Origin of the sequence: Solitalea lacus, from assembly GCF_022014595.1 — a bacterium.
Lineage (GTDB): Bacteria > Bacteroidota > Bacteroidia > Sphingobacteriales > Sphingobacteriaceae > Solitalea > Solitalea lacus.
This window is the reverse complement of record NZ_CP091740.1, coordinates 2,973,361-2,998,009: the sequence shown is the minus strand read 5'-3', so window position 1 is coordinate 2,998,009 and position 24,649 is coordinate 2,973,361. Positions and strand designations below refer to the sequence as shown.

The following is a 24,649-nucleotide window of genomic DNA, read 5'->3' as shown; positions in this document are numbered from 1 at the left end:
TTATAATTTATGAATAGATTAAGTGCCGAAGATCAGCGCAAACTAGAGTCGTTATGCGAGAAAATCGAAACTAATACGCGAAATTTTTTAGGCTATCCAGTTTCTAAAGATTTTGATTATTCTGAGCTTGTTAACCTGTTAAAATTCCCGATCAATAACTTAGGAGATCCCTTTGCCGAATGCACTTACGCAGTTGATTCTCGTGAAATGGAAAGGGAAGTTCTTGAGTTTTTTGCACAAATTTTCCGTGCACCAAAAAGCGATTGGTGGGGTTATGTGACCAATGGCGGTTCGGAAGGCAATATGTACGGATTGTATATGGCCAGGGAACTCCACCCGAAAGGAATGGTGTATTATTCTGCTGCAACACATTATAGTGTACACAAAAATCTTCATTTGCTCAATATGCCTAACATCGTGATCAGAACTCAAAAAAATGGGGAAATCGATTACGAGGATTTGAGCAATACCATTCGAATGAATCGTCATATGCCGGTGATTATTATGGCAAATATTGGCACCACGATGACTGAGGCTAAAGACGATATCAATAAAATCAAAGCTATTCTAAACGATGCAGCCATACAGAATTATTATATTCATTGTGATGGAGCCTTATCGGGTAGTATCAGTCCGTTTTTAGAACCGCGCCCGGCTTTTGACTTTATGGATGGTGCTGATAGCATAGCTGTGAGCGGACATAAATTTATAGGCTCTCCAATTCCTTCTGGAGTATTACTGGTAAAGAAATCACATCGTGATCGTATTGCACGCTCAGTGGCTTATATTGGTAGCTTAGATACCACTATTACCGGATCACGAAATGGTCATAGTCCAATTTTTTTATGGTATGCCATTAAAACACTGGGTTATGAAGGATTAAAAAAACGTGTTGAACATAGTTTAAAGGTGGCAAATTATGTTGAGGAGCGATTAAAATCTATCGGTATTGAGGCTTGGAGAAATCCTAATGCCATTACGGTAGTATTTCCTCAACCTCACGAAATGGTTCGTAAAAAATGGCAATTGGCATCAGAAAAAGGATGGTCTCATGTTATTTGTATGCCCAATGTGACTGAACAACAAATTGATGAATTGATTTCAGACATTCAAAAACAACAAGAGGTTGTGCTTAAATAGTTATAATTACACAGGGTGCTTTCTTGTTTTCCTGTGTAATTATAATATAATCAGTGGGATATGTAACAATAGCTTTACCTCATTCTAATTATATTTTTTTAGATTTGCAGCAATGAAAAAATTTATCGCTATACTAATGAGCATTTTATTTCTATTCAATGTAGTAGGAGTGAGTGTCTATGCTCATTATTGTGGCAATAAATTACAGAGCGCAAGTGTCATGATTGCTGCTGACAGCTGTTGCGACGATGACACTGATAACTCTTCTACTGAAACTAAAAGCGATTGTTGCCATAATAAGGTGGAAACATTCAAAGTCAAAGATGATTTTCTTTCAATAGCAAAGTTTGAACAGGCAAAACTATTTCCGGTTGAACTGTTCCTTTTTGCATACCGTATTTCTTTTCAGAATAGCTTAACCGATCTCCATTCTGCAATTTCTGTTAATTTAAAGGGCCCTCCGCCCCGAAATTGCCCTATTATTCTTCTTACTCAAACTTTTCTTATTTGATCATTTTCTGTTGATGTATTTGCGAAAACATGTTGTTTTTGCCTAGAATTTTATTGTCATACAGATTTTGATATTTTATGAAACCATTTTTAATAGCTTTAATAATAGCTTTAATTGGTTTTGAGGTAAGTGCACAGCAAATTGTTAAAGGAAAGGTGTATGAGCTCGATACCAAGAATAAAGAAGTTTTGCTCGAAGGAGCAAGCATATCATGGATTAATACTTCGAAAGGGATATTTTCAAATGCAAATGGTGAGTTTGCAATTAATGCTCAAGGTATTGCCGATCGCAGGCTGATTGTATCGTTTGTGGGCTTACAAACTGATACAATTTTAGTAAACGATAACAAGAGTCTTAAAATCGTTTTAAAATCTAACGGAAAGCAACTTGACGAAGTGGTGGTTGCTCAACAGCGTGAATCGACTATGGTTTCCGTACAACCACGAAAGACCGAGATCCTTACGTCGAAAGAGCTTAAGAAAGCTGCTTGTTGTAATTTAGGTGAGAGTTTTCAAACTAATACCACTGTGGATGTTACCTATAGGGATGGTGTTACAGGTAGCAAAGAATTGCAGGTACTTGGACTGGCCGGCTCTTATACTCAAATATTGACGGAAAACGCACCCGTTATTACAGGATTGGGTACTACTTATGGAGTATATGGTATTCCGGGAACTCAAATTGATCAAATTCACGTTGTTAAAGGGCCTGGCTCAGTAGTTTTTGGTCCGGAGTCAATTAGTGGAATGATCAATGTGGAGTTAAAGGATCCAATGAGGGCAGATAAACTATTTGTTAACGGGTATTTAGATGGTTATGCTCGCGCTGAACTAAATGTTGATAAAACGTTTAAGATTAACCAAGACTTAAGTTCCTTATTTTCATTTCATATTGATCGTTTTAAGTTAAAGATGGATCAAAATGAAGACTCCTTCCTTGATATGCCTATGTTGCAAAATATTAATGTATTGAGCAAATGGAAATATGAAGCGGGTAATGGTTGGTTTTCTCAAAATTCTATAAAATACTTGAATGAAAACCGTCAGGGAGGACAATCTCATTTTAATTTCAATAATAATCAGCTTGACCAATCAATTTATGGGCAGCAGTTAAAAACAACTAGATTCGAATTCTATGGTCGTACAGGTTTTGTAGTTCCTTCAGGTAATTATAAAAGTCTGGGATTACAATATTCGTATGTTCTGCACGATTTAAGTGGGTTTTATGGTCCTCGCAGCAATAATGGCCGTCAGCAAAGCTTAAACCTTCGTTTAATCTATAACCAAGCCATAGGTAAGCATAATTCAATTAATGCAGGGGCAAGCTATCGTTTGGATAAAATTAATGAGCAGTTTGGTACTTTAATGCTGAACAACGATTTGAATATGCCAGGAGTATTTGTTGAGAATACTTATACCAGTTCTGGTAATAGGCCTCTGTCGGTAATTGTTGGCGGACGTGCCGATTGGGCCAACGGTGAGTTGGTATTTACGCCAAGAGGCAATGTGAAATGGTCAGTGGATAAAAACACGGACTTACGTTTCTCTGTAGGAACAGGTTTTAAAACAGCCAATATTCTAGCCGAAAATGCCAATATTAAGGTTAGTAACCGTGAAGTTGTTATTCAAGAACCTTTAAAGTTTGAAAAGGCACTTAACTACGGTTTCAACGTTAATAGAAAGTTCGAAATTGATTATAGAAAAGGGAGTATCGGAATTGATCTATACAAAACGCAATTTTCCAACAAAATTATTCCCGACTATGATACTGACCCAACAAAAGTATTCTTTCACAATTTAACAGGTAAGTCGTTTGCTAATAACATTCAGGTAGAAGCTGCTTATTTCATTTTGAAACCTGTAGAGTTAAAAGTGGCTTACAAGTACCTTGATGTATTTCGTAAAACGGATGGACAACGGATTGTTGAACCTTTTGTTCCTAAGCACAGAACAGTAGCATCTTTGTTTTATGAATCATTTAATCGTAAATGGAACGCCAACTTTACCTGGCAATGGTTTGGTAGCAAGAGAATGCCTTATTTGAATGAAATATTTCAACCAGAAATTAGCGACTACAATAATTATTCAAGATCTTATTCGACTATAAATCTTCAGCTCACACGTAATTGGAGAAATTTTGAATTGTATTTGGGTGCTGAAAACTTATTGGATTTCCGTCAACAGAATTACATTGTGGGTGCATCAAATCCCAATACAGGCTTTTTTGATGCTTCATACATTTGGGGGCCAATTGAAGGGAGAAGAGTTTATGCAGGATTCAGATATAAAATAGATCGTTAAAATAGTAAACCAGTTTAATCAATTTAACACGAAGAAAAACAATGAAAAAAATGAAATTTATTTTATCAGCTGCTTTATTGAGTTTTGTTGCTCAATATTCAGTAGCTCAGGATATTAAAACAGAAAGTTTTAAGGTTTGGGGTAATTGTGGCATGTGTGAAAACAGGATTGAAGGTGCTGCTAAAAAGGTGGAAGGTGTTCAAGCTGCAGATTGGGACAGTGCTACCAAACAGTTGAAGGTTAGCTTTACAGCCCCTGCAAGCTTACTGAGTATTCAGAAGGCTGTTGCAGATGCAGGTCATGATACAGATGGTATAAAAGCACCGGATAAGGTATATGACAAACTTCACGGTTGCTGTCAATATCCGCGCGAGATTAGCAATCAGGAGGTATCGAAAGGAAAAGTTCAAACTGTATACTTTAAAGTAACAGGGATGACATGTCCTGACGGTTGCGCTAAAGGAATTGAAAAGGCTTTGTATAAGCATAAAGGTGTAAAGCAAAGTGAGGTGAACTTTGAATCCGGAATTGCTAAAGTTGTTTTTGATCAATCGAAGCTTTCTGTTGAGGAAATGAAGAAAATTATTGAGGGCTTTAGTCCTGAAGGTGAATCATTGAAGTATCATGCCGAGGTTGTGAAACAATAACCAGGTAAATAAAAAGCGAGGCCGATTCTGTGATGAATCGGCCTCGCTTTTTATAAAGGAATTTCAATTACACATTAAAACGGAAGTGCATAATATCACCATCTTCCACTACATAGGTTTTTCCTTCTACACCAAGTTTTCCTGCTTCTTTACAGGCATTTTCCGAACCTAAGTTTACAAAATCATTGTATTTAATTACCTCAGCTCTGATAAAGCCCTTTTCAAAATCAGTATGGATAACTCCAGCCGCTTGAGGGGCTGTCATTCCTAAGGTAATGGTCCAGGCTCTTACTTCCTGTACTCCTGCTGTAAAATAAGTAGCCAGGTTCAATAAGCGGTAAGCTGCACGGATCAATTTATTTACACCAGATTCTTCTAAGCCTAAATCAGCCAAGAAAAGCTGTTTGTCATCATAATTGTCAAGTTCTGCAATTTCAGACTCGATTTTAGCAGAGATAATCAATACTTCAGCATTCTCACTCTTAACAGCTTCACGAACAATATCAACATATTTATTGCCGGTATTTACTGATGCCTCGTCAACATTACAAACATACATAACCGGCTTAAGGGTTAATAAGTGAATGTCGTCAACATGTTCAAAGTCTTTTTCTTCTAATTGTGCTGCACGTGCTGATTGCCCTGAAAGTAGTTTTTCTTTAACAGCGCTTAAAACCTCAACGGCTCTTTTAGCATCTTTATCGCCAGTTTTGGCTGATTTTTCAACTTTCTGTAATTTCTTTTCAACTGACTCTAAATCTTTCAGCTGAAGCTCAGTGTCAATAATTTCCTTATCGCGGATTGGGTCAACCGAACCATCAACGTGCACAACATTAGGATCATCAAAACAACGCAATACGTGCAAAATAGCATTGGTATTACGAATATTTGCCAAAAATTGATTGCCTAATCCCTCTCCTTTACTTGCACCTTTTACCAATCCGGCAATGTCAACAATTTCAACCGTGTTAGGAACCACACGTTGAGGGTTAACTAACTCGGTCAGTTTATTTAAACGTTCATCAGGAACGGTAATTACCCCAACATTTGGCTCAATGGTACAAAACGGGAAATTTGCCGCTTGTGCCTTTGCATTTGAAAGAGAGTTAAATAAAGTAGATTTACCTACGTTTGGTAGTCCCACGATACCACATTGTAAAGCCATATTCTATCTGTACGGTTTTTAAAATCAGGCGCAAAGATACGGTTTTATTAAAGGATAAAGGAAAGCATGACAAAGAATCTGCCTTTACATATTTATTTTAAATCAGTTAATGGCCTTTTTCAACCTTATCTAATGATTCATTAACCTGTTTTTTAAATTCGAATCGTTGTAGTGAAGGGTCATTTTGCTCGTCTAATTGAAATCCATAAAGTCGTGCTATTTCAATTCTAAAATTGCTGCCTCCATAATCCAAAACATGACCTCCGTGTTTCTTGTCATTTGATAGGAAATGAAAATGCAATCCACTGATACTTACACTATTTAAATAACCCGGCAGATAAAAACCAATTAAAGTGCCGTCAATGTTCTGTAAATTAAAGAATTGTTGTTTGTCAAGTACGGTTGACAGAGGCGGAAAGGGTTCCTGGCTGAAGGGAGGAAATGCCCTCGTTTTTACAGTATTGAATTTTCCAGTGATTTTAATCGCATACATCCCGTTCTTGTCTTTTAGGAAATTCATAATAGAGGTTGAAAAGTTTTTCTGGTTTAACTCATCTTTGACAGTAAAACTGGTATCGGCTTTAAAAAAGGTAACAAATGAAAGTGATGTGGTGGTTTGATTATTGGGTTCAATGGTTTCTCCGTTTGCTTTCGATTGATACACTTTTCCATCTAAAATGATCAGTTCCCCATCGAGCAAATTTGGCGCTCCCAGTCCGAAATTTCCATGTTGTTTTAATTCTTTTAGCGTGAGTGAGCCTTTGTATAATCCTCCTATAAAGGCATCAGCTACGCCATATTGATAAAAATGATTGAATCGCTTTGAATTGTTGATAGCATGTTGTGAAAAGCTGTTTATTGCATTTAGCAGTAAGCAACTAAATAGTAAAAATCTCAGTTTCAATGGATAAATATTAATGGTTATTTCAATGATTCAATAATAGTAATATGGAATCAATGTCCGAGCATTAAAATTATTTTAAAAAGATTGCCAAATATAAATGTGGATTTTAATTTTATTGCAAAATCAATTAGAATCTTTAAACATGATTAATAGAAGGAAATTTGTTAAGGCTGCAGGTTTAGCTGCTGTGTCTTCAACCTATGTTTTAGATGCATTAGCCAAATCTGATAGCAAAAAAGTCAATGCTAAGCCTATTGTTATTTCTACCTGGGATTTTGGCCAAGCCGCAAATGCAGCAGCTTGGGATGTGCTGAAAACCGGAGGTAGAGCACTAGATGCAGTAGAAAAAGGGGTGAGTGTTCCTGAGGCAGACCCAAGTAATCAAAGTGTAGGATTGGGCGGATTTCCAGATCGTGATGGGCGCGTAACGCTTGATGCCTGCATTATGGATGAACATGGTAATGCTGGTTCGGTTGCGGCACTGGAGCATATTGTTCATCCCATCTCAGTGGCACGCATGGTTATGGAAAAGACCCCTCATGTGATGTTGGTTGGAGAAGGCGCTTTGCAGTTCGCTTTAAAAAATGGCTTTAAAAAAGAAAATTTGCTAACTCCTGAGTCTGAAAAAGCATGGAAAGAATGGCTTAAAACTTCAAAGTATGAGCCAGTAATGAATATCGAAAACCGAAAAGCTGCTCCTAAGAAGCTTCCTGGAGGGAAAGACAATCACGATACCATTGGCATGATTGCCTTGGATGCAAATGGAAATCTTTCGGGGGCGTGTACCACAAGTGGAATGGCATTCAAAATGCATGGACGAGTGGGCGATTCGCCGATTATAGGTGCCGGAATGTTTGTAGATAACGAAATAGGAGGGGCTGCAGCTACTGGGGTAGGAGAAGAGGTTATTAAAATTGTAGGTTCCTTTTTGGTGGTTGAATTGATGCGTCAAGGTCGAACCCCACAACAAGCCTGTCAAGAAGCTGTTGAACGCATTGCTAAAAGAGATCCTAAAAAAGCAAAAGAAGTTCAAATAGGTTTTATTGCTCTTAATAAGCGTGGCGAATACGGTGCTTATTGCTTGCAGGCTGGATTTACCTATGCTGTAAAGTCAAACGATGAAGATATCGTGTTAAAAGGCAAAAATTTGTTTTAGTTTAGCAGTACCTTGTATTCAATATAAATGCCCAATCTTTTGAATAAATAGATTGGGCATTACTTATTATTCTGTTTTTGTTATTCTGTATTTGTAGTGATACAAATCACTCCGTCTTTGGCCTTTTGGCCATATAACAAAATACCTTTTTCTCCTTTGTAAAATAAAATGGATTTAATTTTATCCGACGGCAGTTTTGAAAAGGTGTCATTGTCTATCTCCTTCCCGTCTAAAATATAAAGAGGTTTTTCATTTGATGCTGCTTTACATTCAGAGCAATTTGGATTTAATTGCAAAGCTTCATTGAGGTCAAGATTATGATCCAGGTTAAACAACTTTTTAGACGATTTTTTGCTGAGATCGATTTTCTTGCTATTATCTAACTTAAATTTTGAGCTATCTAGCTTCAGAATTGAATCATTGTTTATTAGTGTGAGATAGCCTGATCGGAAATGCTGTGCATGAACGAAGGTTGTTAAGGAAATTAAAAATCCAAGAACGAAAATAAATCTCGATGTAGGTGTTGTCGTTAATAATTTTTTCATGATAGAGTTATGTTTTGGGTTTGAGTAGAAACTAAAATTCGTTAAAAATATTGTTTCGACAAAATATGAATGGTTGTTCATTTTTTGGTATTTACTTCTATCTTTATGTTCCAAATAAATGTATAATGAAGACCCAAATAACTGATAAACGTCAGTCGATTTTAAATGCATCTTTAGAAATAATAACTGAAAATGGATTTCATGGGTCGTCTATGAAATTAATAGCGGAAAAGGCAGGGGTAGCCTCAGGAACAATTTATTTGTATTTTAAAAGTAAAGAAGAGTTGATTAATGATCTGTTCTTGGAAATTCGTCATAGAATTAATGACGTTGTGCAAAATGCTTATGATGAAGGAGTTGATTATAAAGTCAATTTTACATCGATTTGGCACGCTCTTTATGACTTTTATTTAAATAACGATCAGGTTTTTAAATTTATTGAACAATATTCGAGTTCTCCGTTTATTGTTGAAGCCACTAAAAGAAAAGGAGAACGAATACTTGCTCCGGTTTATGAAATTTTAGGTGTTGGAATAGATCAAGGTTATTTAAAGCCAATGCATTTAACCGCTTTGTTGTCATTGGTATATGGGCCAATAATAGCATTAGTTCGTTTTCATCATAACAATGAAATTAACTTAAATGAAGATATCATTTTAGGGGATATTATTGAATCTTGTTGGTTAAGCATTAAAAAATAAAGGCATAAAAAAAGCATGGTACTAATCATGCTTTTTTTATCTTAATCTTAATATTTTGGGGTTAGAATGAGAAATCGTCATCAATTTTGTCATGAACGCCATTGCTTTCGTAAGCTTCGTAGCGTTTTTCAACAACATCCTGGTTCGATTTGATATAATCAACCACCTCATTCAAGCCTTCAGCGAATTTTTCGAAGTCTTCTTTGTAAAGGAAAATCTTGTGTTTCACAAACACCCCATCTTCCATGCGTTTTTTACTTTCTGTTACGGTAATATAATAATCTCCCGCACGTGTCGATTTTACATCGAAAAAATAAGTACGTTTTCCTGCTCTTACTTTTTTAGAGAATACTTCTTCGCGCTCTTTGTTATCAAAATCTCCCATTGTTAGTGTCAATAAGTTTAGCTTGGCGTAAATATAAAGTAATAATTTTCAAAATTCCAAATATTAAAAATAGGTATTTTTTGAACTTTTTTTAAAAAAAATAATCATTTGAAAATCAGTGTGTTTAAAAATGAGTTTAATGCAAATTTTAAAAGGCTACTTCTTAATTATACTAAAATAATTACACTATGTAATCTAATTATCTAATAACTCCTCTTCTTCTAATAATTGTTTTTCATATAATTCATAATATTCGCCTTTTAGGTCCAATAAAGTCTCATGATTTCCGCTTTCAATGATTGATCCTTGGTCTAAAACAAATATTTTATCGGCATTTTTTATCGATGAAACCCTGTGACTTATAATAATGCTGGTCTTATTTTGCATTATTTGTCCCAAATTGCTTAAAATTTCTTCTTCAGTCTTTGTATCTACTGCGGAAAGGCAGTCATCAAAAATCATAATTTGAGGTTCTTTAATTATTGCCCTTGCAATTGAGATACGTTGCTTCTGTCCGCCCGAAAGTGTTATGCCCCGTTCGCCAATTGTGGTTTCAAAGCCTTGTGGAAATGCCTGAATGTTATTGTAAACAGCAGCTTTCTTTGCAGCGTCATACACCTGCTCCTTTTCAATATTATGTATTCCGAAAGAAATATTATTACTTATTGTATCAGAGAATAAAAACACTTCTTGCGGAACAAACCCCATTGAGTTTCGCAGGTTATTAATTTCATAGTTTTTAATGCTTTTATCATCTATTAACACCATGCCTTCGGTCGTATCATACATACGGGCAATTAAATTGGCAATAGTTGATTTGCCCGATCCTGTACGTCCTATAAATGCAATAAACTTACCTTGTTCAGCTACAAAGCTTACATCCTTTAATGCTTCAATACCTGTATCAGGGTACGTGAAGCTTACGTTTTTAAATTCAATTTTTCCATTAATTTGAACTTGTTGACTGATAGCTGATTGAATTTCAGGTTCAATATTCATGAATTCATTAATTCGTTTTTGGGATGCTGCAGCCCTTTGTATAAGGGAAGTAACCCAGCCTAGTGACATCATCGGAAAGGTGAGCTGGTTTACATAAACAATGAACTCCGCAATATTTCCGGGTGTTATATTGCCATTGTTAACTTCGATGCCGCCTATGTAAACAGTTAACACCACGCTCATACCAGCCAGCAGCAATACAGTTGGATAAAAGAATGCCTGGATCTTTGCCAAACTCAGAGAACGTTTTTTATACTCTTCACTTTGCTGTTCAAAATCTTTTCGAACGGTTTCTTCTCGTACATATGCCTTTAAAACTCTCATTCCGGCAAAAGTTTCCTGAGTAAAGGTAGATAAGTTGGAAAGCTGTTCCTGAATATGTTCGCTTTTACGATGAATAATGGAGTTTACATAGTAAATGATGACAGCCATTAACGGTAAGGGTAGTAACGAAAATAATGTGAGCTTTAAATTGATGCTTGCCATTGTTGAGATGACCAATAAAAACAGCACTATCGTGTTTATGGTATACATAATAGCGGGTCCCAGATACATTCTAACCCGGCTTACATCTTCTGTAATCCTATTCATTAAATCGCCTGTATTGTTGCGACGGTAAAACGCCAAAGACAATTGTTGATAATGGTTATAAATGTCGTTTTTAAGGTCATATTCAATTAAGCGTGACACAACAATTATAGTCTGGCGCATAAAGAACAAGAATATTCCCCTTAAAATGGCCATCAATAACAGGGTTAGTCCAAAGATCAACATGGTTTTTCCGAAAACGGAGTAAATGCTTTCTTGGCTATTAAATCCAGAAAATAGTTTATAGAGGGTTATGTTCTCATTTACCAAATCAAAGGCCCGTCTTATAATTCGAGCAGGGATAACTCCGAAAAAATTCGAAATAATCACGAAGGAAATTCCTAAAAGCAAGCGATAGCGGTAACGGAAAAGGTATTTATTAAGGTATTTTAATTCACCCATTTTTAAGAGATATACGAAAACAAAAATATCGATTTAAAAAATACTCTGACTAATAAAAAGCTGAGATCATTGGTCGAAAAATATTTTTTAACAGCTGTTGATAACTAAAAGCTGTTTAATGTCTTTATTAGTAATGATTTGGTGCGGCTTTTGTTTCAAAAGCGTGAAAATTAATAGATTTGTTTATAAGGCTTTATCAAAATCTTTAACGCAGAAATAACTCTTTCGTATGTTCGAAACCAAAGAAATCAATTCCCTTGAGCTGAACCCGGTGTTCGGGAAAATGTTTGAAAACTCGCACAAAAACATCGTTTATTGTTTTGATAAATCAACAGGGTTAAAAGCCATCATTGCTATACATGATACTACTTTAGGGCCTGCAATTGGTGGAGTACGCATGTGGAATTATCGATCTGAAGCTGATGCGTTAGACGATGTTTTACGACTTTCAAGGGGGATGACTTATAAAGCTGCCATTACAGGGTTGAATTTTGGAGGAGGAAAGGCTGTTATCATCGGTGATTCGAATAAAGGAAAGTCTGAAGCATTAATGCGCCGGTTTGGAAAGTTTGTTAATAATATGAGTGGTGAATTTATTGCAGCTCAGGATGTTGGTACGAACCTTCGTGATATGGAATACATTCGAATGGAGACTAATCATGTAGCTGGAATCTCAGAAGCTGTAGGGGGAACAGGACATACCGGTCCGGTTTCAGCATATGGTGTTTACATGGGAATGAAAGCCAGTGCAAAGGAGCAATGGGGGAATGATAGCTTATCAAATAAGTCGGTTGCAGTTCAAGGTATCGGCAATGTTGGTGAGCACTTAGTGAAGTATCTTAGAGAAGAAGGAGCCCGGGTGTACATTTCCGATTTGGATGAAGACAGACTAACGCATGTAGCCCGTAAACATGACGCTATAATAGTTCCCAATAATCAGATATATGATTTAGATGTGGATATTTACGCTCCTTGTGCATTAGGGGCAACCGTAAATTCGGATACATTAAAGCGATTAAAATGTTCAATCGTTGCAGGTTCTGCAAATAATCAATTGGAAGATGAAGAACTGCACGGGCAAATGTTAATGGACATGGGTATTTTATATGCTCCCGACTTTTTGATTAATGCTGGCGGATTAATTAGTGTTTATGCTGAATTAAGTGGTGCCGGAAAAAAAAGAGCAATGCAATTAACAGAAGATATTTACAAGGTTACTCAAGATATTTTCCGCATGTCGAAAAAGGAGCAAATTACCCCGCATAAGGCAGCATTGAAAATAGCAGAGAAACGTATTGAAGATATCAGGCAGTTGAAAGCCAATAGTTAAGAAAGAAGATAGGAAAGGGAAGGCTTTAGATTTTAGATTACAGATGCATGGCAATTTCTTAAATGGCATAGTGGTTTAAACTATTTAAGGAAGCTTATGCATCTGGCGAATCTAAAATTACATTTCGTACTTCTAAAATATAACTTAAAATTGTACCTTTGCGGCCTTATTTTTAATTGTTCTTTTAGATGCTAAACAGAAGGCACTTGCGTATTAAAGCATTACAAACATTGTATGCTTTTTATCAGGCAGAAACCAAAGATATCCAGGGGTTTGAGAAAAGTTTGTTACAGAGTGTGGCAAAGGTGAATGAAGCGTACCTAACAGTATTAACCCTTACTATTGAAGTTGCAAAATATTCGATAATTGATGCACAGGAAAGAGCCTCTAAATACATTCCTACTGAAGAAGATTTAAATGCCAGTGTTCGACTTTCTGAAAATAAACTGGTTAAATTGCTAGACACATTTCCTACATATACCGATGAGGTAAAAAAACTTAAAATAGATTTTGCCAATGATCAGGAAGTAATCAGGACTTTGTTTAAAGATTTTTGTGCAACTCCTGAATACAAGGCTTATTGCATTGATGCTGATCATAACATGAATGCAGAACGCGATATATTAATCTTCTTTACCAAAAAAGTATTGCCTCAATCAGTTTTATTTGAGCAAATGATGGAGGATCGCTTCATTAACTGGCCTATAGATAAAGATTCAGTAATCAGTATGATGCTGAAAACTATAAAGGAGTTTGGAGAAACTAAACAAAAACTGGCTCCTATTTCAGCTAATTGGCTTGATGATAGAGACTTTATGATTGATTTGTTTCGTCTGACTATCCGCAATAATGGTGAGTATCAGGATTATATATCATCGAAAACTCAAAATTGGGATCCGGAGCGCATTGCTTACATGGACACCATTTTAATGAAAATGGCTATTTGTGAATTAATGAACTTTAATGAGATTCCTGTTAAGGTAACCATTAATGAATATATCGATCTTTCAAAAGAATTCAGTACTCCCAAAAGTAAAGTGTTTATTAATGGAATTCTTGATAAGATTCTATTAGATTTGAAGTCGCAAAATAAGATCAGAAAAGTGGGCAGAGGATTGGTAGAATAATCAACGTTTAAACCCAAATGAAAAAAATTGCATTAACAATTGTTTTAGCCGGAATATTGGCGGCTTGTAATAGTGGTAAAAGTGCCGACTCAAACGACAAAGGTGCCCAGGTGGAGATTGACTCATCAAAGTTTACCACAATTAAATTTGAAGAGGCCAAATACGACTTTGGTAAAGTAGCAGCAGGGGAAGTGGTGGAGCACTCGTATAAGTTTACTAACACAGGCCAGTTTCCACTTATTATAACCAGTGCTACAGCTAGCTGTGGTTGTACAGTACCAAGTAAACCTGATAAGCCAATTCAACCTGGTGAAACTGGTGAGATTATGGTGAAGTTTAATAGCGAAGGCCGCAAAGGCTTGCAAGAAAAAAACATTACAATTGTTGCCAATACAAATCCTAACATTACTGAATTAAGATTATTTGGCGAAGTACAGTAAATCTATAAACCCCATATTTAGAAATGACAGCTAACGTTTTATTACAAGCCGGTGGAACCAACTCCATTTCATCAATTATTATGATGGTGTTGATTGCCGTAGTATTCTATTTCTTCATGATCCGTCCTCAAACCAAAAAAATGAAGGATCAGAAAAAATTTATTGAAGAATTGAAGAAAGGTGATAAAGTAATTACCGTCGGTGGCATTCATGGCAAGATTTCTGAAGTTGGCAATGAATATTTTATGATTGAAGTTGATCATAACGTGCGCCTAAAAGTTCAAAAAACAGCCATTTCTTTGGATAATTCTAAGAACTTAACTTCAACAGAAACAACAGCTTAATCAAGCTAAAATGTATTTTTTAAAGCCATCCTTATAACAAGGATGGCTTTTTCGATTATATTGCATATAAAATAGCTTCATGTTAGAAAAGAATAATACATGGTTTAATTTAAGTAAACGAGATCAACGCAGAGCGAGTCTTTTTATCGTTTGCTTACTATTAGCTGTTGGCTTTTGGCTGATATCTTCTTTTTCTAACAAGTACACCTTTAATGTCAATACGGAGCTCATTTTAATTAATATACCAGAAGATAAGACCTTAAATGTCAAAAACGTTGAGGCTGTTACCTTAACTGTTCAGGGCTCAGGCTGGCAATTGTTGTTTTCTAAAATCGATTTATTTAAGCAGCCTTTACATTTGGATTTGGCTAAAGTAAATGATTCCAATATTAAGTTGATGAAATATGCGGAGTCCTTTAATCACCAGATGCCTGATGGCATTAAAATTATAGGAATAGCTCCGGTAAGCATTGACTTGGATTTTTCGAGTAGAGTCGTTAAAAAGGTGCCAGTAGAATTGTTAGCTGATATAACGTTTAAAAAGCAATATTTTTATTCTTCTAACCTCACGCTGGATCCTGATAGTATAACCATTAGCGGACCTTTTGATGAGATTTCAAAAGTGAAATCTTGGTCAACACCAAAATTATCGCTTACTAATTTAAGCGACAGCGTTTTCTCCATTGTTAAACTGGTAGATCGAAAGACTGATAATATACAAATTAGCCCAAACGTGATTTCTCTTCATATTCCGGTTGAAAAATTTACAGAAGGGCTGATAGAAATACCACTTAGCTTGGTGAATAATAAAGAAAATTTTGATGTGAATCTGTTGCCTGGTAAAATAAGAATAAAGTACCTGTGTCCGATTAGTAAATATGCTTTAGTGGATGAGGATATGTTTCATGCCCAGGTCGATTTAAACCAATGGAAACTGCAGCGAAAAAATCGACTTGATGTTAAAATGCTTCGTTCGCCTGATTTTATTCGTGTAATCAGTGTTCAACCTCAATTAGTTGATTTTTTAGTCACAAAATAATGTTGAAAGTAGGTTTAACCGGAGGTATTGGCAGTGGAAAAAGTACTGTGGTGAGTATTTTTAAGCAGTTAGGTGTGCCTGTTTTTATTGCAGACGATGAAGCCAAGCGTATTATGGTTGAAGACAAGCAACTTGTTGAGAGCATAAAGAAAGAATTTGGGGATGAGGTGTATACAGCGGATGGGACTCTTGATAGAGCACGGCTTGCCTCTTTGGTTTTTAACAATAAGGTGCGGCTGTCTGTTTTAAATTCACTAATACACCCAGCTACCTTGAGAGCTTTTGAAGAATGGTGTCAGAAACAGATTGATCGTAAATACGTATTGAAAGAGGCGGCTGTTCTTTTTGAAAGCGGTGCTTACAAGCAAAATGATATAAACATATTGGTAACAGCGCCTGAAGAAGCACGGATAAAACGGGTAATTCAACGTGATGGAAGTACTGAAGACCAGGTGCGCAGCCGTATTAATAATCAGCTTGGTGAGGATGAAAAACTAAAACTTGCTGATTTTGTGATTGTAAATGATGAAAAAAGTGCATTGATACCCCAAGTGTTGAACTTGCATCGTCATTTTTTGATTAGAGCAAATGATTGAAGAATATTTTAAGTTAACAGAAATAGGGCTGTATTGTCAGCGTTATAATTTTTACCTAGACCCTCAGAAGCCGGTGCAAAATGCGGTTGTATCGCATGCTCATGCTGACCATGCAGTGGCCGGTTCTGAAAATGTATATTGCACCGATTTTACACGTGCCGTCATGGAGCTTCGCTATAAAAAAAATGCTGGTAAGTTTTTTCATGTAAAAACTTACGGGCAAACATTTGTGATCGGAGAGGCTCGAATTACTTTCTATGGTGCTGGACATATTCTTGGGTCTGCTCAGGTTTTGATTGAAATTGATGGTGTAAAAATGCTGTACACTGGTGATTTTAAATTAGACCCTGATGCCACAGCTGAGCCTTTTGAGTTTGTTAAAGCAGATGTTTTAATTACCGAAACAACTTTTGCCTCAAAAGAAACTGAACACCCGGATGCAGCAATGGAAATTCAGAAGCTACAGCGTTTAAAGGGCAATGTTATTTTTGGAGCATATGCATTAGGGAAGGCTCAGCGGATAACACAGTTGATCAATAAATATTGTCCTGAATTTAATGTGTTGATTCATTACTCTATTGCGCCTATACATCGCTTATATGAGCAATTTGGGGTTGAATTGGGTAAGTGGCAGTTATATGATCGTAAAACTATGAAGCATAGCTCTAATAATGTTTATGTAGTTCCCCCTTTAACATTTTCTAGCTATAAGCATAGTCGAGACGTATTTAAAGTTTTTGCTTCCGGATGGGAAAATCTTCAGCAATATTGTGATGAGAAGCTGTTTATTAGTGATCATGCTGATTGGAGTCAAATTTTAAGACTGATAGAGCAAACAGAAGCCGCGGAGATATGGACACTTCATGGAGATGGAAATGAATTAAAAGCGCATTTACAGCATACTCACAAGGTTAAAATATTGAATGACTAATGCTCAAGCTTGGAGAAGATTATACAATTAATGAAAATGGACTAATGGTTTTTACACGGCAATATCACCTCAAAAGGGGATACTGTTGTAAAAATCAGTGCTTGAACTGTCCTTGGAATTACGCTGAAAAGCTTAAAGCAAACCAGTACATGCCTAAAGAAAAATGAAAATATTTTGAATAAAATATACTAAGCAATAACAATTAGTGTTGTTGCTTAGTATATTTGTAACTCAACCACTTACACAAAAATACCTACCATGCAAATTGAGAAAGAAATTGTTCAGGATAAGTTTGAGAACAATTACCAGAAAGCAATTGTAAATATTGTCTTTACACAAAGCTGGATCATGTCGAACATGAGAAATGTGCTTGATCCCTTCGATATTACCCCTCAACAATTCAATGTATTGCGTATATTAAGAGGGCAATACCCTAAACCGGCTACTTTAAATCTGGTTAAAGATCGGATAATTGATAAAATGTCTGACGTTTCTCGTATTGTTGATAGATTAGTGAAAAAAGAATTGATCGAACGGAAAATATGCAAAAGCGACCGTCGAGCAGTTGACTTACTCATCACTCCCAAAGGTTTGGAGTTATTGTCGACCTTAAGTAATGACAAAATTCAAGGATATGTTCATGAAAATCTTACCAGTGATGAACTTGAAACACTAAATAATCTTTTGGATAAATTTAGAGGGTAATCCAAAGGTTTCATAATTGATAATTCTGCTTTAGTTATAAATAATAAAGCTCATGAGAAAAATCATGAGCTTTATTATTTAGTGCTCTATTCACACTCCTAATGACTATGTGCATGAGCTCCTTGTAAAAAGAACAATGTTATGGAAATACCCGCCCCTAAAAAGATAGCAATGGTTTTGTAGAAATTGAATTTATGGTCTTCACTAGCTTCAAATAAAATGGTGGTGGAGATATGTAGAAAAATACCTATCACCACAGCCATAATGTAGTCAAAATACTGTGATAGTACTCCCGAGGCATTAGGTCCTAAATTCTTACTTAATATGAATCCTGCCGGCGACATAATGGCAAACAATACCAACATTAAAATAGTAGTTTGTTTGCTAACATGACTCTGAACTAAAATACTTCCTAGTGCAAATGCTGCCGGAATATGATGTACGGCAATACCAAATAATAATTCATTTTGAGCTTCTGAGCTTGCTAAAGGCAAGGCTTCCAGAAAAGCATGTAGACATAAGCTTATCATTAACCCAATTGGAAAAGCAGAACCATGTTCATGGCTATGAACATGAATGTGACCGTGCTCAACACCCTCAGAGAATTGCTCTAAAATTATTTGAAAGGCAAAGCCTACCAACACAAATAAACCAACAAGTGGATTATGAGAGCTGTATACTTCGGGCATTAGATGAAGTGCACAAATGGCAAATAAATAAGCTCCACTGAATGAAAGTATTAGCTTAAGTTGTTTGGTGGTCCCTTTTTGAATGAAAAATACAGCTATACCGCCTAAAAAGGCACTGCCAAATAATATTAAACTTTTAATTAATTCCATCTATTGGTACAAGTGTTTTACGGAGCGAAGAAACTCCATAACCAATTAATAAACCTAAAATTCCTCCGCAGGTTACATCAAACGGATAATGAACACCTACATAAACCTGAGCAAAGCAAACAAGGGCTGCCCAAATTAAAGCTGCCGGTAAAACCCATTTCCAGCGTTGGTAAAACGTGCCGATTAAAAACATGGAAATGGCAAAATGATTTGCGGCATGTGATGATACAAAGCTAAAACCATTGCCACAACGATTAAGACGTAATTTTACCAAGCCGACTAATGCCGGATCGTTACAAGGCCGGAGGCGTTGAAAATATTCTTTTATAATACTTGCACTTGTAAAATCAGCAATTGCAAACGTTAAAAGAAGGAAACCGATAAGATAAAGCCCTTTTTTCTTGTATTCTCGGATAAAGAAAACAATAAGGAATACATATACAGGTGTCCAAAAATATTGGTTACGCAGTAAAGGCATTAACAAATCAAAAAAAGAATTGGAAAGGCCTGTATTTATGAAAAAGAAAGCTTTTTGGTCAAAGGTGTTTAATTGATTAAGCATTATTGGGTTTTTCTGCAAATGAAAAGTAATCGGTCTGACTTTAACGGGTCAAATGGACGTAAGTCATAGTCGCCAAATGTTGCTTCAATATCAAAATTTGCATTCTTAAAATAACGTTCAAAATCCGTCATCATTAAAGCTTTAACTTCTTCTTTAAAGGCAAAATGGCGGCCTTTATTTTCAAAGTCTATTTTTTTGATAATTGCCCCGTCTTCAATTTTACGTTGAATGTGAAATTCGATGTTTTCAACCGTCTGAATCTCTCTAAATACCAAATTGTTTTTAAGTTTTTCAGCATTCATAAAATCAAGCACCAGAACACCTCCTGTTTTCAGTGATTTAGCAAACATGTTAATGGCATGTTGATGGTCGCGGTCTTTTTCAAAGAAGCCAAAACTGGTAAATAGGTTAAGAACGACATCGAAATAGTTTATGAAAAACAAATTTCTCATATCGTGAACGTAAAAATGCAATTTAGCATTTTCATGAGCAGTGGCTAACTTGATATTTTCCTCTGAAAGGTCAATACCGGTTACATCGTACCCCTTTTTATTAAGGTAGATGGCGTGTCGTCCTTTTCCACAACCAATATCAAGCATACGTTCCTTGATTGAGGGCGTCAGATATTCGCAAAGGTTGTCAATTAAATGTTCTGCTTCGCGTTCATCTCTTTTGTTATAAAGTATATGATAATAAGGCGAATTGAACCAATTCTGGTACCACTTCTGTTGTTTATCAGGCATAGCAACAAATATATAAAACCAATATGAGCAATTTCAGGCTAATTAAAATATCTTAATTGTATAAAATTTTGACAATCGTTTGCGTGCAATACTTCATATCCAATTTAAAAACTGGGCAATATCTTTACAAGGGCATAATTGCCTATTCTGATTTAATATTATAATTTTGTTCACTCTAATTTAAAATTAATAACATTGACACTAATTAAATCTATTTCAGGTATTAGGGGTACAATTGGTGGCGCCCCAGGTAATGCTCTTACTCCTGTTGATGTAGTAAAGTTTACTTCGGCTTTTGGCCAATGGGTAATTAATAAAACCGGTAACAAAAAGATTGTTATTGGTAGAGATGCTCGTATTTCAGGCGAAATGGTACGCAACCTGGTGGTGGGGACCTTGCAAGGTTTAGGAATAGATGTAGTTGACCTAGATCTATCAACCACTCCAACCGTTGAAATTGCGGTTCCTTTAGAAAACGCCGGTGGTGGTATTATCCTTACAGCCAGTCACAATCCTAAGCAGTGGAATGCATTAAAATTGTTAAATCATAAAGGTGAATTTATTTCAGCAGCTGATGGACAGGAGGTTTTGGATATTGCCGAACAAGCCGCTGTTGAATATGCTGATGTTGATTCATTGGGCTCATATAAGGTAGACAGTACTTATGTTGATAAACATATTGAAATGATTTTGGCATTACCATTGGTAGATGTTGAAGCTATTAAAAAAGCTAATTTCAGTGTGGTGGTTGATGCTGTGAATTCAACAGGCGGAATTTTTGTTCCAAGATTGTTAAAAGCCTTAGGAGTACAAACTGTTCATGAGTTGTATTGTACCCCTGATGGTAAGTTTCCCCATAATCCAGAGCCTTTGGCAGAACACTTAACAGAGCTTTCTAAAACAGTTACTGCTAAGCATGCCAGTTTAGGTATTTCAGTTGATCCGGATGTTGATCGTCTTGTATTTATGAGTGAGGATGGTAACTTATTTGGTGAAGAATACACCCTTGTAGCTGTTGCCGATTATGTGCTCCAGCATACAAAAGGTAATACAGTTTCCAACCTTTCATCGACACGTGCTTTGCAAGACATTACTGAAAAGCATGGTGGTAAATACAGTGCCGCTGCAGTAGGAGAGGTTAATGTGGTTGAAATGATGAAAGCTACCAATGCAGTAATTGGAGGAGAAGGTAACGGAGGGGTAATTTATCCTGAGTTGCATTACGGAAGAGATGCTCTGGTGGGAATCGCTCTGTTTTTAACGCACCTGGCTAAATTTGGTAAAAGTATTTCAGTATTAAGAAACTCTTATCCTAACTATCATATTTCAAAAAATAAGATCACCTTAACGGCTGATATGGATATTGATAGTTTGTTGAAGAAAATTCAAGATAAATACAAAAAGCAGCCAATAAATACAATTGATGGAGTTCGTATAGAATTTGATAAGGAATGGGTACATTTGCGTCGTTCTAATACTGAACCAATTATCCGTATTTATTCTGAAGGCAATTCAGAAACGGTTGCTGATGCATTGGCAAACAAGATAATTGCAGATTTTAAAGAAATGATATAATGAATGAAGTGAAATGAGGGATTTGAGATGAAACATGCCAGGTAACTTGCACATTTTATCTCATACATTTCACTTTATTGAACCAATACCAATTAATTTAACTTAACCTAAAAATGAGAGTTTATTTAGACAATGCTGCTACTACTCCAATTGATAAGGAAGTATTGGCGGTGATGTTCAACATGATGGAGAATCAATTTGGGAACCCTTCTTCCATCCATGCACACGGTCGCGAGGTGCGTTCTGCAGTTGAAATGGCGCGCAAGACTATTGCAAAATTGTTGAATACTTCACCTGCTGAGATTTTCTTTACTTCTGGAGGAACCGAAGCCGATAACACGGCAATCCGTTGTGGAATTATTGATAATGGTATTACTCACGCCATTACTTCAAAAATTGAGCACCATGCAGTTGGTCACACTTTTGAAGAACTGGAGAAAAAGGGCATTATCAAGCTAAGTTATGTAAACATTGACGATAAGGGAAATGTCGATTATAACCACCTTGAAGAATTGCTTAAAACCAACGAACGAAGCTTTGTTTCGTTAATGCATGCCAATAACGAAATAGGTACTTTATTGGATATTGAGCGAGTTGGCAACCTTTGTGAGCAGTACAATGCATTATTCCATTGTGATACAGTGCAAACCATGGGACACTATGTGCATGACTTAAGCAAGCTTAAAGTGCATTTTGTGGCTTGTGCAGCACATAAATTGCACGGACCTAAAGGAGTTGGCTTTTTATATGTAAACCATAATGTTAAAATTAAACCTTTAATTTACGGTGGAGCTCAAGAGCGTAACATGCGTGGTGGAACTGAGAATGTTTATGGCATTGTAGGTTTGGCTAAGGCATTGGAAATTGCTTATAATGAGATGGAGCAACATGCTCAACATGTTCAAGATTTAAAATCGTACATGAAAGAGCAATTACTTCAAAATTTCCCAGACATTCAATTTAATGGTGAAACTAACCCCGAAAAGAGTTTATATACAGTATTAAACGTGTCATTCCCTGAGTCTGATATGGGCGATATGATGTTGTTTAACTTAGATATTAACGGTATCTCGGCTTCAGGTGGAAGTGCTTGTTCTTCAGGTTCAAACATTGGTTCGCATGTGCTTTCGGGTATTGGAGCTGATCCAAACCGTCCGGCTATTCGTTTTTCTTTCAGTAAAATGACGACTAAAGAAGAGATCGACTATACAATCGAAAAATTAAAACAGATTGTTCCTGTGGAAGTTGCAGTGAAGTAATTTGTTTTTAGCAATATTTTAAAAAGTGGATTATCATTATAGATAATTCACTTTTTTATTTGTAATAAAAAGGGAGTCTTTGAAAATTACAATTCCCTGAAACACAGCTATTAATTGTGTTGAATTCAAAAAAATAACCCCGAAAAAGTCTCAAATGAGGCCAAATCGGGGTTTTTCATTATTTTGGTTTTGCGAAACAACAAAATAATATGCTGCAAAACTACTTATTTCCTGTCAACGAACTGCAAAGTCCCCGCGAAATTATTTTTCAGACGACCAGCTTGGGCAAACTCCGCCAGGTACTTCCACTGGACCGCTTGGCAGCCCTCTTACCGGCTAAGGGCAGTGCACGTGGCGCTAAAGCCTGGCTGGCTCCAGAGGGCATGTTGGCCTTGTTGTTTTTGAAGTCCTATACTGGTCTGAGTGATGAGCAGTTGATTGAACACCTGAACGGGAATTGGCAAATGCAGTTGTTTTGCGGCATGCGCCTGGCCGATAATGAACAAATCAAGGATGTCACCCTGGTCTCCAGAATCCGCAGTTATGTGGCCAAACACCTGGATCTGCAGCTGTTTCAGGAAGAACTGATTCGTTATTGGAAGCCGCAGCTGAAGGAAACGCAGGTTTTGTTCTGCGATGCCACCGTGTATGAAAGCGACATGAAATACCCTACCAGCGTGAAACTGCTGTGGGATTGCTGCCTGTTCAGTCATGAGTTATACGAAGATTTGTTGAAATCCTGTAAGCTAAAGCGGGCTAAAAACGCTTTTAATGAACAACAACTCAAACAATCGACTTTCAATTTACTCCGTAAGAAAAGCCAGCGCAAGTCACGTCGTCGCTGCCAGCAGTTAATCAAGTTACTCACCCGCTTGAATGGCCTGATTAAGGATGTTTTTCGCTTAATGGGCGACAGGCTGCAACTGGCCGGGCGGCTCCGGGAACGCTTTGACTTGGTGGAGCAAGTGTTAAAGGAGCAGCGGTTCTTGTTGGAAAATCCCGGTAAGAAACTACCCGACAGGGTATTGTCCCTGTACAAGCCTTTTGTGCGTTCCATTGTACGGGGCAAGGAAAACAAACCCTGTGAATTTGGGGCCAAAGTGCACATGCTGCAGGTGGATGGGATCAATATCATTGAACATTACAGCTATGCGGCTTATAATGAATGTAAGCGAGTAGAAGCTTCGCTAGCCCTACATGGGCGCCTGTTCGGTACCTGTCATCAATTTGCAGGCGACCGGATTTATGCCACCAATGCCAATCGAAAATACCTGAGCGAGCGGAAGATTGCTACCGGCTTTGTGCAAAAAGGCAGAGGCGATACGCCGGAAAAGAAAACCCTGAGAGCCCTGTTGAATAAAGAACGTTCCACCCGGCTGGAGGGTAGCTTTGGAACGGAAAAGAATCACTACGATCTGCGGCGCATCAAGGCACGTAACCAGGCTAATGAAACCCTTTGGATGTTCTTTGGGGTGATGACCGCCAACGCCGTGCGCATGGTCACTAAGCGGGAGAAGGCCCAAGCTCCCGATTTAGCCGCCTAAAACCTCCTGCCACAGCTGCCCAAGCAATCCCGCAAGGGCAAAGTGTGCCCTGTTGCATCGTTTTTTTCAAAATTTCGACCCTTTTCCACAAATCCTGCCCAGTTATCCACAAGTTGGTCGTGCTGGCCTACTCAAACTGCCACAAAGAAAGAAAGCGGCAACCCAAATTTTA

The 24,649-nt window shown here is 36.9% G+C and carries 26 protein-coding genes; 18 read left to right on the top strand and 8 right to left on the bottom strand.

The window, feature by feature from the left end:
• Window positions 1-9: 9 nt before the first annotated feature.
• The 4 genes from L2B55_RS13000 to L2B55_RS12985 all read left to right on the top strand — a co-directional run bounded on the left by L2B55_RS13000 (window position 10) and on the right by L2B55_RS12985 (window position 4,598).
• Complete coding sequence (locus L2B55_RS13000) at window positions 10-1,140, top strand: histidine decarboxylase (protein WP_237846398.1); 1,131 nt, start codon at window positions 10-12, stop codon at window positions 1,138-1,140.
• Window positions 1,141-1,252: 112 nt separating this feature from the next.
• Window positions 1,253-1,651, top strand: a complete 399-nt coding sequence (locus L2B55_RS12995) for an HYC_CC_PP family protein (RefSeq protein ID WP_420854506.1) — start codon at window positions 1,253-1,255, stop codon at window positions 1,649-1,651.
• A gap of 77 nt (window positions 1,652-1,728) precedes the next feature.
• Complete coding sequence (locus tag L2B55_RS12990) at window positions 1,729-3,951, top strand: TonB-dependent receptor (RefSeq protein WP_237846394.1); 2,223 nt, start codon at window positions 1,729-1,731, stop codon at window positions 3,949-3,951.
• Between the two features lie 50 nt (window positions 3,952-4,001).
• The gene (locus L2B55_RS12985; protein ID WP_237846391.1) at window positions 4,002-4,598 is read left to right on the top strand and encodes a heavy-metal-associated domain-containing protein; all 597 of its coding nucleotides are present in this window, start codon (window positions 4,002-4,004) and stop codon (window positions 4,596-4,598) included.
• A 67-nt stretch (window positions 4,599-4,665) separates the two neighbouring features.
• Here L2B55_RS12985 and ychF read toward each other — a convergent pair whose 3' ends face one another.
• Window positions 4,666-5,763: a redox-regulated ATPase YchF gene (gene ychF / locus L2B55_RS12980; protein ID WP_237846390.1), complete on the bottom strand. Its 1,098-nt coding sequence runs from the start codon at window positions 5,761-5,763 to the stop codon at window positions 4,666-4,668.
• A gap of 106 nt (window positions 5,764-5,869) precedes the next feature.
• Window positions 5,870-6,667: an acetolactate decarboxylase gene (gene budA / locus L2B55_RS12975; protein WP_237846385.1), complete on the bottom strand. Its 798-nt coding sequence runs from the start codon at window positions 6,665-6,667 to the stop codon at window positions 5,870-5,872.
• Window positions 6,668-6,809: 142 nt separating this feature from the next.
• Here budA and L2B55_RS12970 point away from each other — a divergent pair, with 142 nt between their 5' ends.
• Entirely contained in the window at window positions 6,810-7,823 is a 1,014-nt protein-coding gene (locus L2B55_RS12970; RefSeq protein WP_237846383.1) for a glycosylasparaginase, read from the top strand.
• Window positions 7,824-7,903: 80 nt separating this feature from the next.
• On the opposite strand, the gene L2B55_RS12965 is transcribed toward L2B55_RS12970, so the two are convergent.
• Complete coding sequence (locus L2B55_RS12965) at window positions 7,904-8,368, bottom strand: hypothetical protein (RefSeq protein WP_237846378.1); 465 nt, start codon at window positions 8,366-8,368, stop codon at window positions 7,904-7,906.
• Window positions 8,369-8,493: 125 nt separating this feature from the next.
• Here L2B55_RS12965 and L2B55_RS12960 point away from each other — a divergent pair, with 125 nt between their 5' ends.
• Window positions 8,494-9,069, top strand: coding sequence for a TetR/AcrR family transcriptional regulator (locus L2B55_RS12960; protein ID WP_237846377.1), 576 nt, complete (start codon window positions 8,494-8,496; stop codon window positions 9,067-9,069).
• Window positions 9,070-9,130: 61 nt separating this feature from the next.
• On the opposite strand, the gene L2B55_RS12955 is transcribed toward L2B55_RS12960, so the two are convergent.
• Both L2B55_RS12955 and L2B55_RS12950 read right to left on the bottom strand, forming a co-directional pair.
• Window positions 9,131-9,454 (bottom strand): DUF3276 family protein, encoded by a 324-nt coding sequence (locus L2B55_RS12955; protein WP_237846375.1) that lies wholly within the window; start codon window positions 9,452-9,454, stop codon window positions 9,131-9,133.
• Between the two features lie 195 nt (window positions 9,455-9,649).
• Window positions 9,650-11,443, bottom strand: coding sequence for an ABC transporter ATP-binding protein (locus L2B55_RS12950; protein ID WP_237846374.1), 1,794 nt, complete (start codon window positions 11,441-11,443; stop codon window positions 9,650-9,652).
• A gap of 229 nt (window positions 11,444-11,672) precedes the next feature.
• Here L2B55_RS12950 and L2B55_RS12945 point away from each other — a divergent pair, with 229 nt between their 5' ends.
• The 9 genes from L2B55_RS12945 (at window position 11,673) to L2B55_RS12905 (ending at window position 17,955) form a co-directional block, all read left to right on the top strand.
• A complete protein-coding gene (locus L2B55_RS12945) occupies window positions 11,673-12,773 on the top strand; it encodes a Glu/Leu/Phe/Val family dehydrogenase (protein ID WP_276573973.1) in 1,101 nt (366 codons plus the stop codon).
• Between the two features lie 188 nt (window positions 12,774-12,961).
• On the top strand, window positions 12,962-13,900 hold the full coding sequence (gene nusB / locus L2B55_RS12940) for a transcription antitermination factor NusB (RefSeq protein ID WP_237846372.1): 939 nt from the start codon (window positions 12,962-12,964) through the stop codon (window positions 13,898-13,900).
• A 17-nt stretch (window positions 13,901-13,917) separates the two neighbouring features.
• A complete protein-coding gene (locus tag L2B55_RS12935) occupies window positions 13,918-14,340 on the top strand; it encodes a DUF1573 domain-containing protein (protein WP_237846370.1) in 423 nt (140 codons plus the stop codon).
• Between the two features lie 23 nt (window positions 14,341-14,363).
• Window positions 14,364-14,684, top strand: coding sequence for a preprotein translocase subunit YajC (gene yajC, locus L2B55_RS12930; RefSeq protein ID WP_237846368.1), 321 nt, complete (start codon window positions 14,364-14,366; stop codon window positions 14,682-14,684).
• A 79-nt stretch (window positions 14,685-14,763) separates the two neighbouring features.
• Window positions 14,764-15,723 carry a CdaR family protein gene (locus L2B55_RS12925; protein WP_237846363.1) on the top strand — a complete coding sequence of 320 codons (960 nt, stop codon included), beginning with the start codon at window positions 14,764-14,766 and terminating at the stop codon, window positions 15,721-15,723.
• The gene (gene coaE, locus L2B55_RS12920) at window positions 15,723-16,319 is read left to right on the top strand and encodes a dephospho-CoA kinase (RefSeq protein WP_237846361.1); all 597 of its coding nucleotides are present in this window, start codon (window positions 15,723-15,725) and stop codon (window positions 16,317-16,319) included. Before L2B55_RS12925 ends, coaE begins: the two co-directional genes overlap by 1 nt.
• Window positions 16,312-17,250 (top strand): MBL fold metallo-hydrolase, encoded by a 939-nt coding sequence (locus L2B55_RS12915; RefSeq protein ID WP_237846359.1) that lies wholly within the window; start codon window positions 16,312-16,314, stop codon window positions 17,248-17,250. The genes coaE and L2B55_RS12915 overlap by 8 nt, the downstream gene beginning before the upstream one ends.
• The gene (locus tag L2B55_RS12910; RefSeq protein ID WP_255696449.1) at window positions 17,250-17,417 is read left to right on the top strand and encodes a C1orf53 family protein; all 168 of its coding nucleotides are present in this window, start codon (window positions 17,250-17,252) and stop codon (window positions 17,415-17,417) included. The genes L2B55_RS12915 and L2B55_RS12910 overlap by 1 nt, the downstream gene beginning before the upstream one ends.
• A gap of 91 nt (window positions 17,418-17,508) precedes the next feature.
• A complete protein-coding gene (locus tag L2B55_RS12905) occupies window positions 17,509-17,955 on the top strand; it encodes a MarR family winged helix-turn-helix transcriptional regulator (RefSeq protein ID WP_237846358.1) in 447 nt (148 codons plus the stop codon).
• 98 nt (window positions 17,956-18,053) lie between these two features.
• Here L2B55_RS12905 and L2B55_RS12900 read toward each other — a convergent pair whose 3' ends face one another.
• The 3 genes from L2B55_RS12900 to L2B55_RS12890 are packed head-to-tail and all read right to left on the bottom strand — an operon-like array spanning window position 18,054 to window position 20,099.
• Window positions 18,054-18,794 carry a ZIP family metal transporter gene (locus L2B55_RS12900; RefSeq protein WP_237846357.1) on the bottom strand — a complete coding sequence of 247 codons (741 nt, stop codon included), beginning with the start codon at window positions 18,792-18,794 and terminating at the stop codon, window positions 18,054-18,056.
• Window positions 18,781-19,356 carry a phosphatase PAP2 family protein gene (locus tag L2B55_RS12895; RefSeq protein WP_237846355.1) on the bottom strand — a complete coding sequence of 192 codons (576 nt, stop codon included), beginning with the start codon at window positions 19,354-19,356 and terminating at the stop codon, window positions 18,781-18,783. Before L2B55_RS12895 ends, L2B55_RS12900 begins: the two co-directional genes overlap by 14 nt.
• A complete protein-coding gene (locus L2B55_RS12890) occupies window positions 19,356-20,099 on the bottom strand; it encodes a class I SAM-dependent methyltransferase (protein WP_237846350.1) in 744 nt (247 codons plus the stop codon). Before L2B55_RS12890 ends, L2B55_RS12895 begins: the two co-directional genes overlap by 1 nt.
• A gap of 195 nt (window positions 20,100-20,294) precedes the next feature.
• On the opposite strand from L2B55_RS12890, the gene glmM reads away from it, so the two are divergent.
• The 3 genes from glmM to L2B55_RS12875 all read left to right on the top strand — a co-directional run bounded on the left by glmM (window position 20,295) and on the right by L2B55_RS12875 (window position 24,477).
• A complete protein-coding gene (gene glmM / locus L2B55_RS12885; protein ID WP_237846349.1) occupies window positions 20,295-21,674 on the top strand; it encodes a phosphoglucosamine mutase in 1,380 nt (459 codons plus the stop codon).
• A gap of 113 nt (window positions 21,675-21,787) precedes the next feature.
• A complete protein-coding gene (locus tag L2B55_RS12880; RefSeq protein ID WP_237846347.1) occupies window positions 21,788-22,933 on the top strand; it encodes a cysteine desulfurase family protein in 1,146 nt (381 codons plus the stop codon).
• 209 nt (window positions 22,934-23,142) lie between these two features.
• Window positions 23,143-24,477 carry a transposase gene (locus L2B55_RS12875; protein ID WP_237846346.1) on the top strand — a complete coding sequence of 445 codons (1,335 nt, stop codon included), beginning with the start codon at window positions 23,143-23,145 and terminating at the stop codon, window positions 24,475-24,477.
• Window positions 24,478-24,649 lie beyond the last annotated feature (172 nt).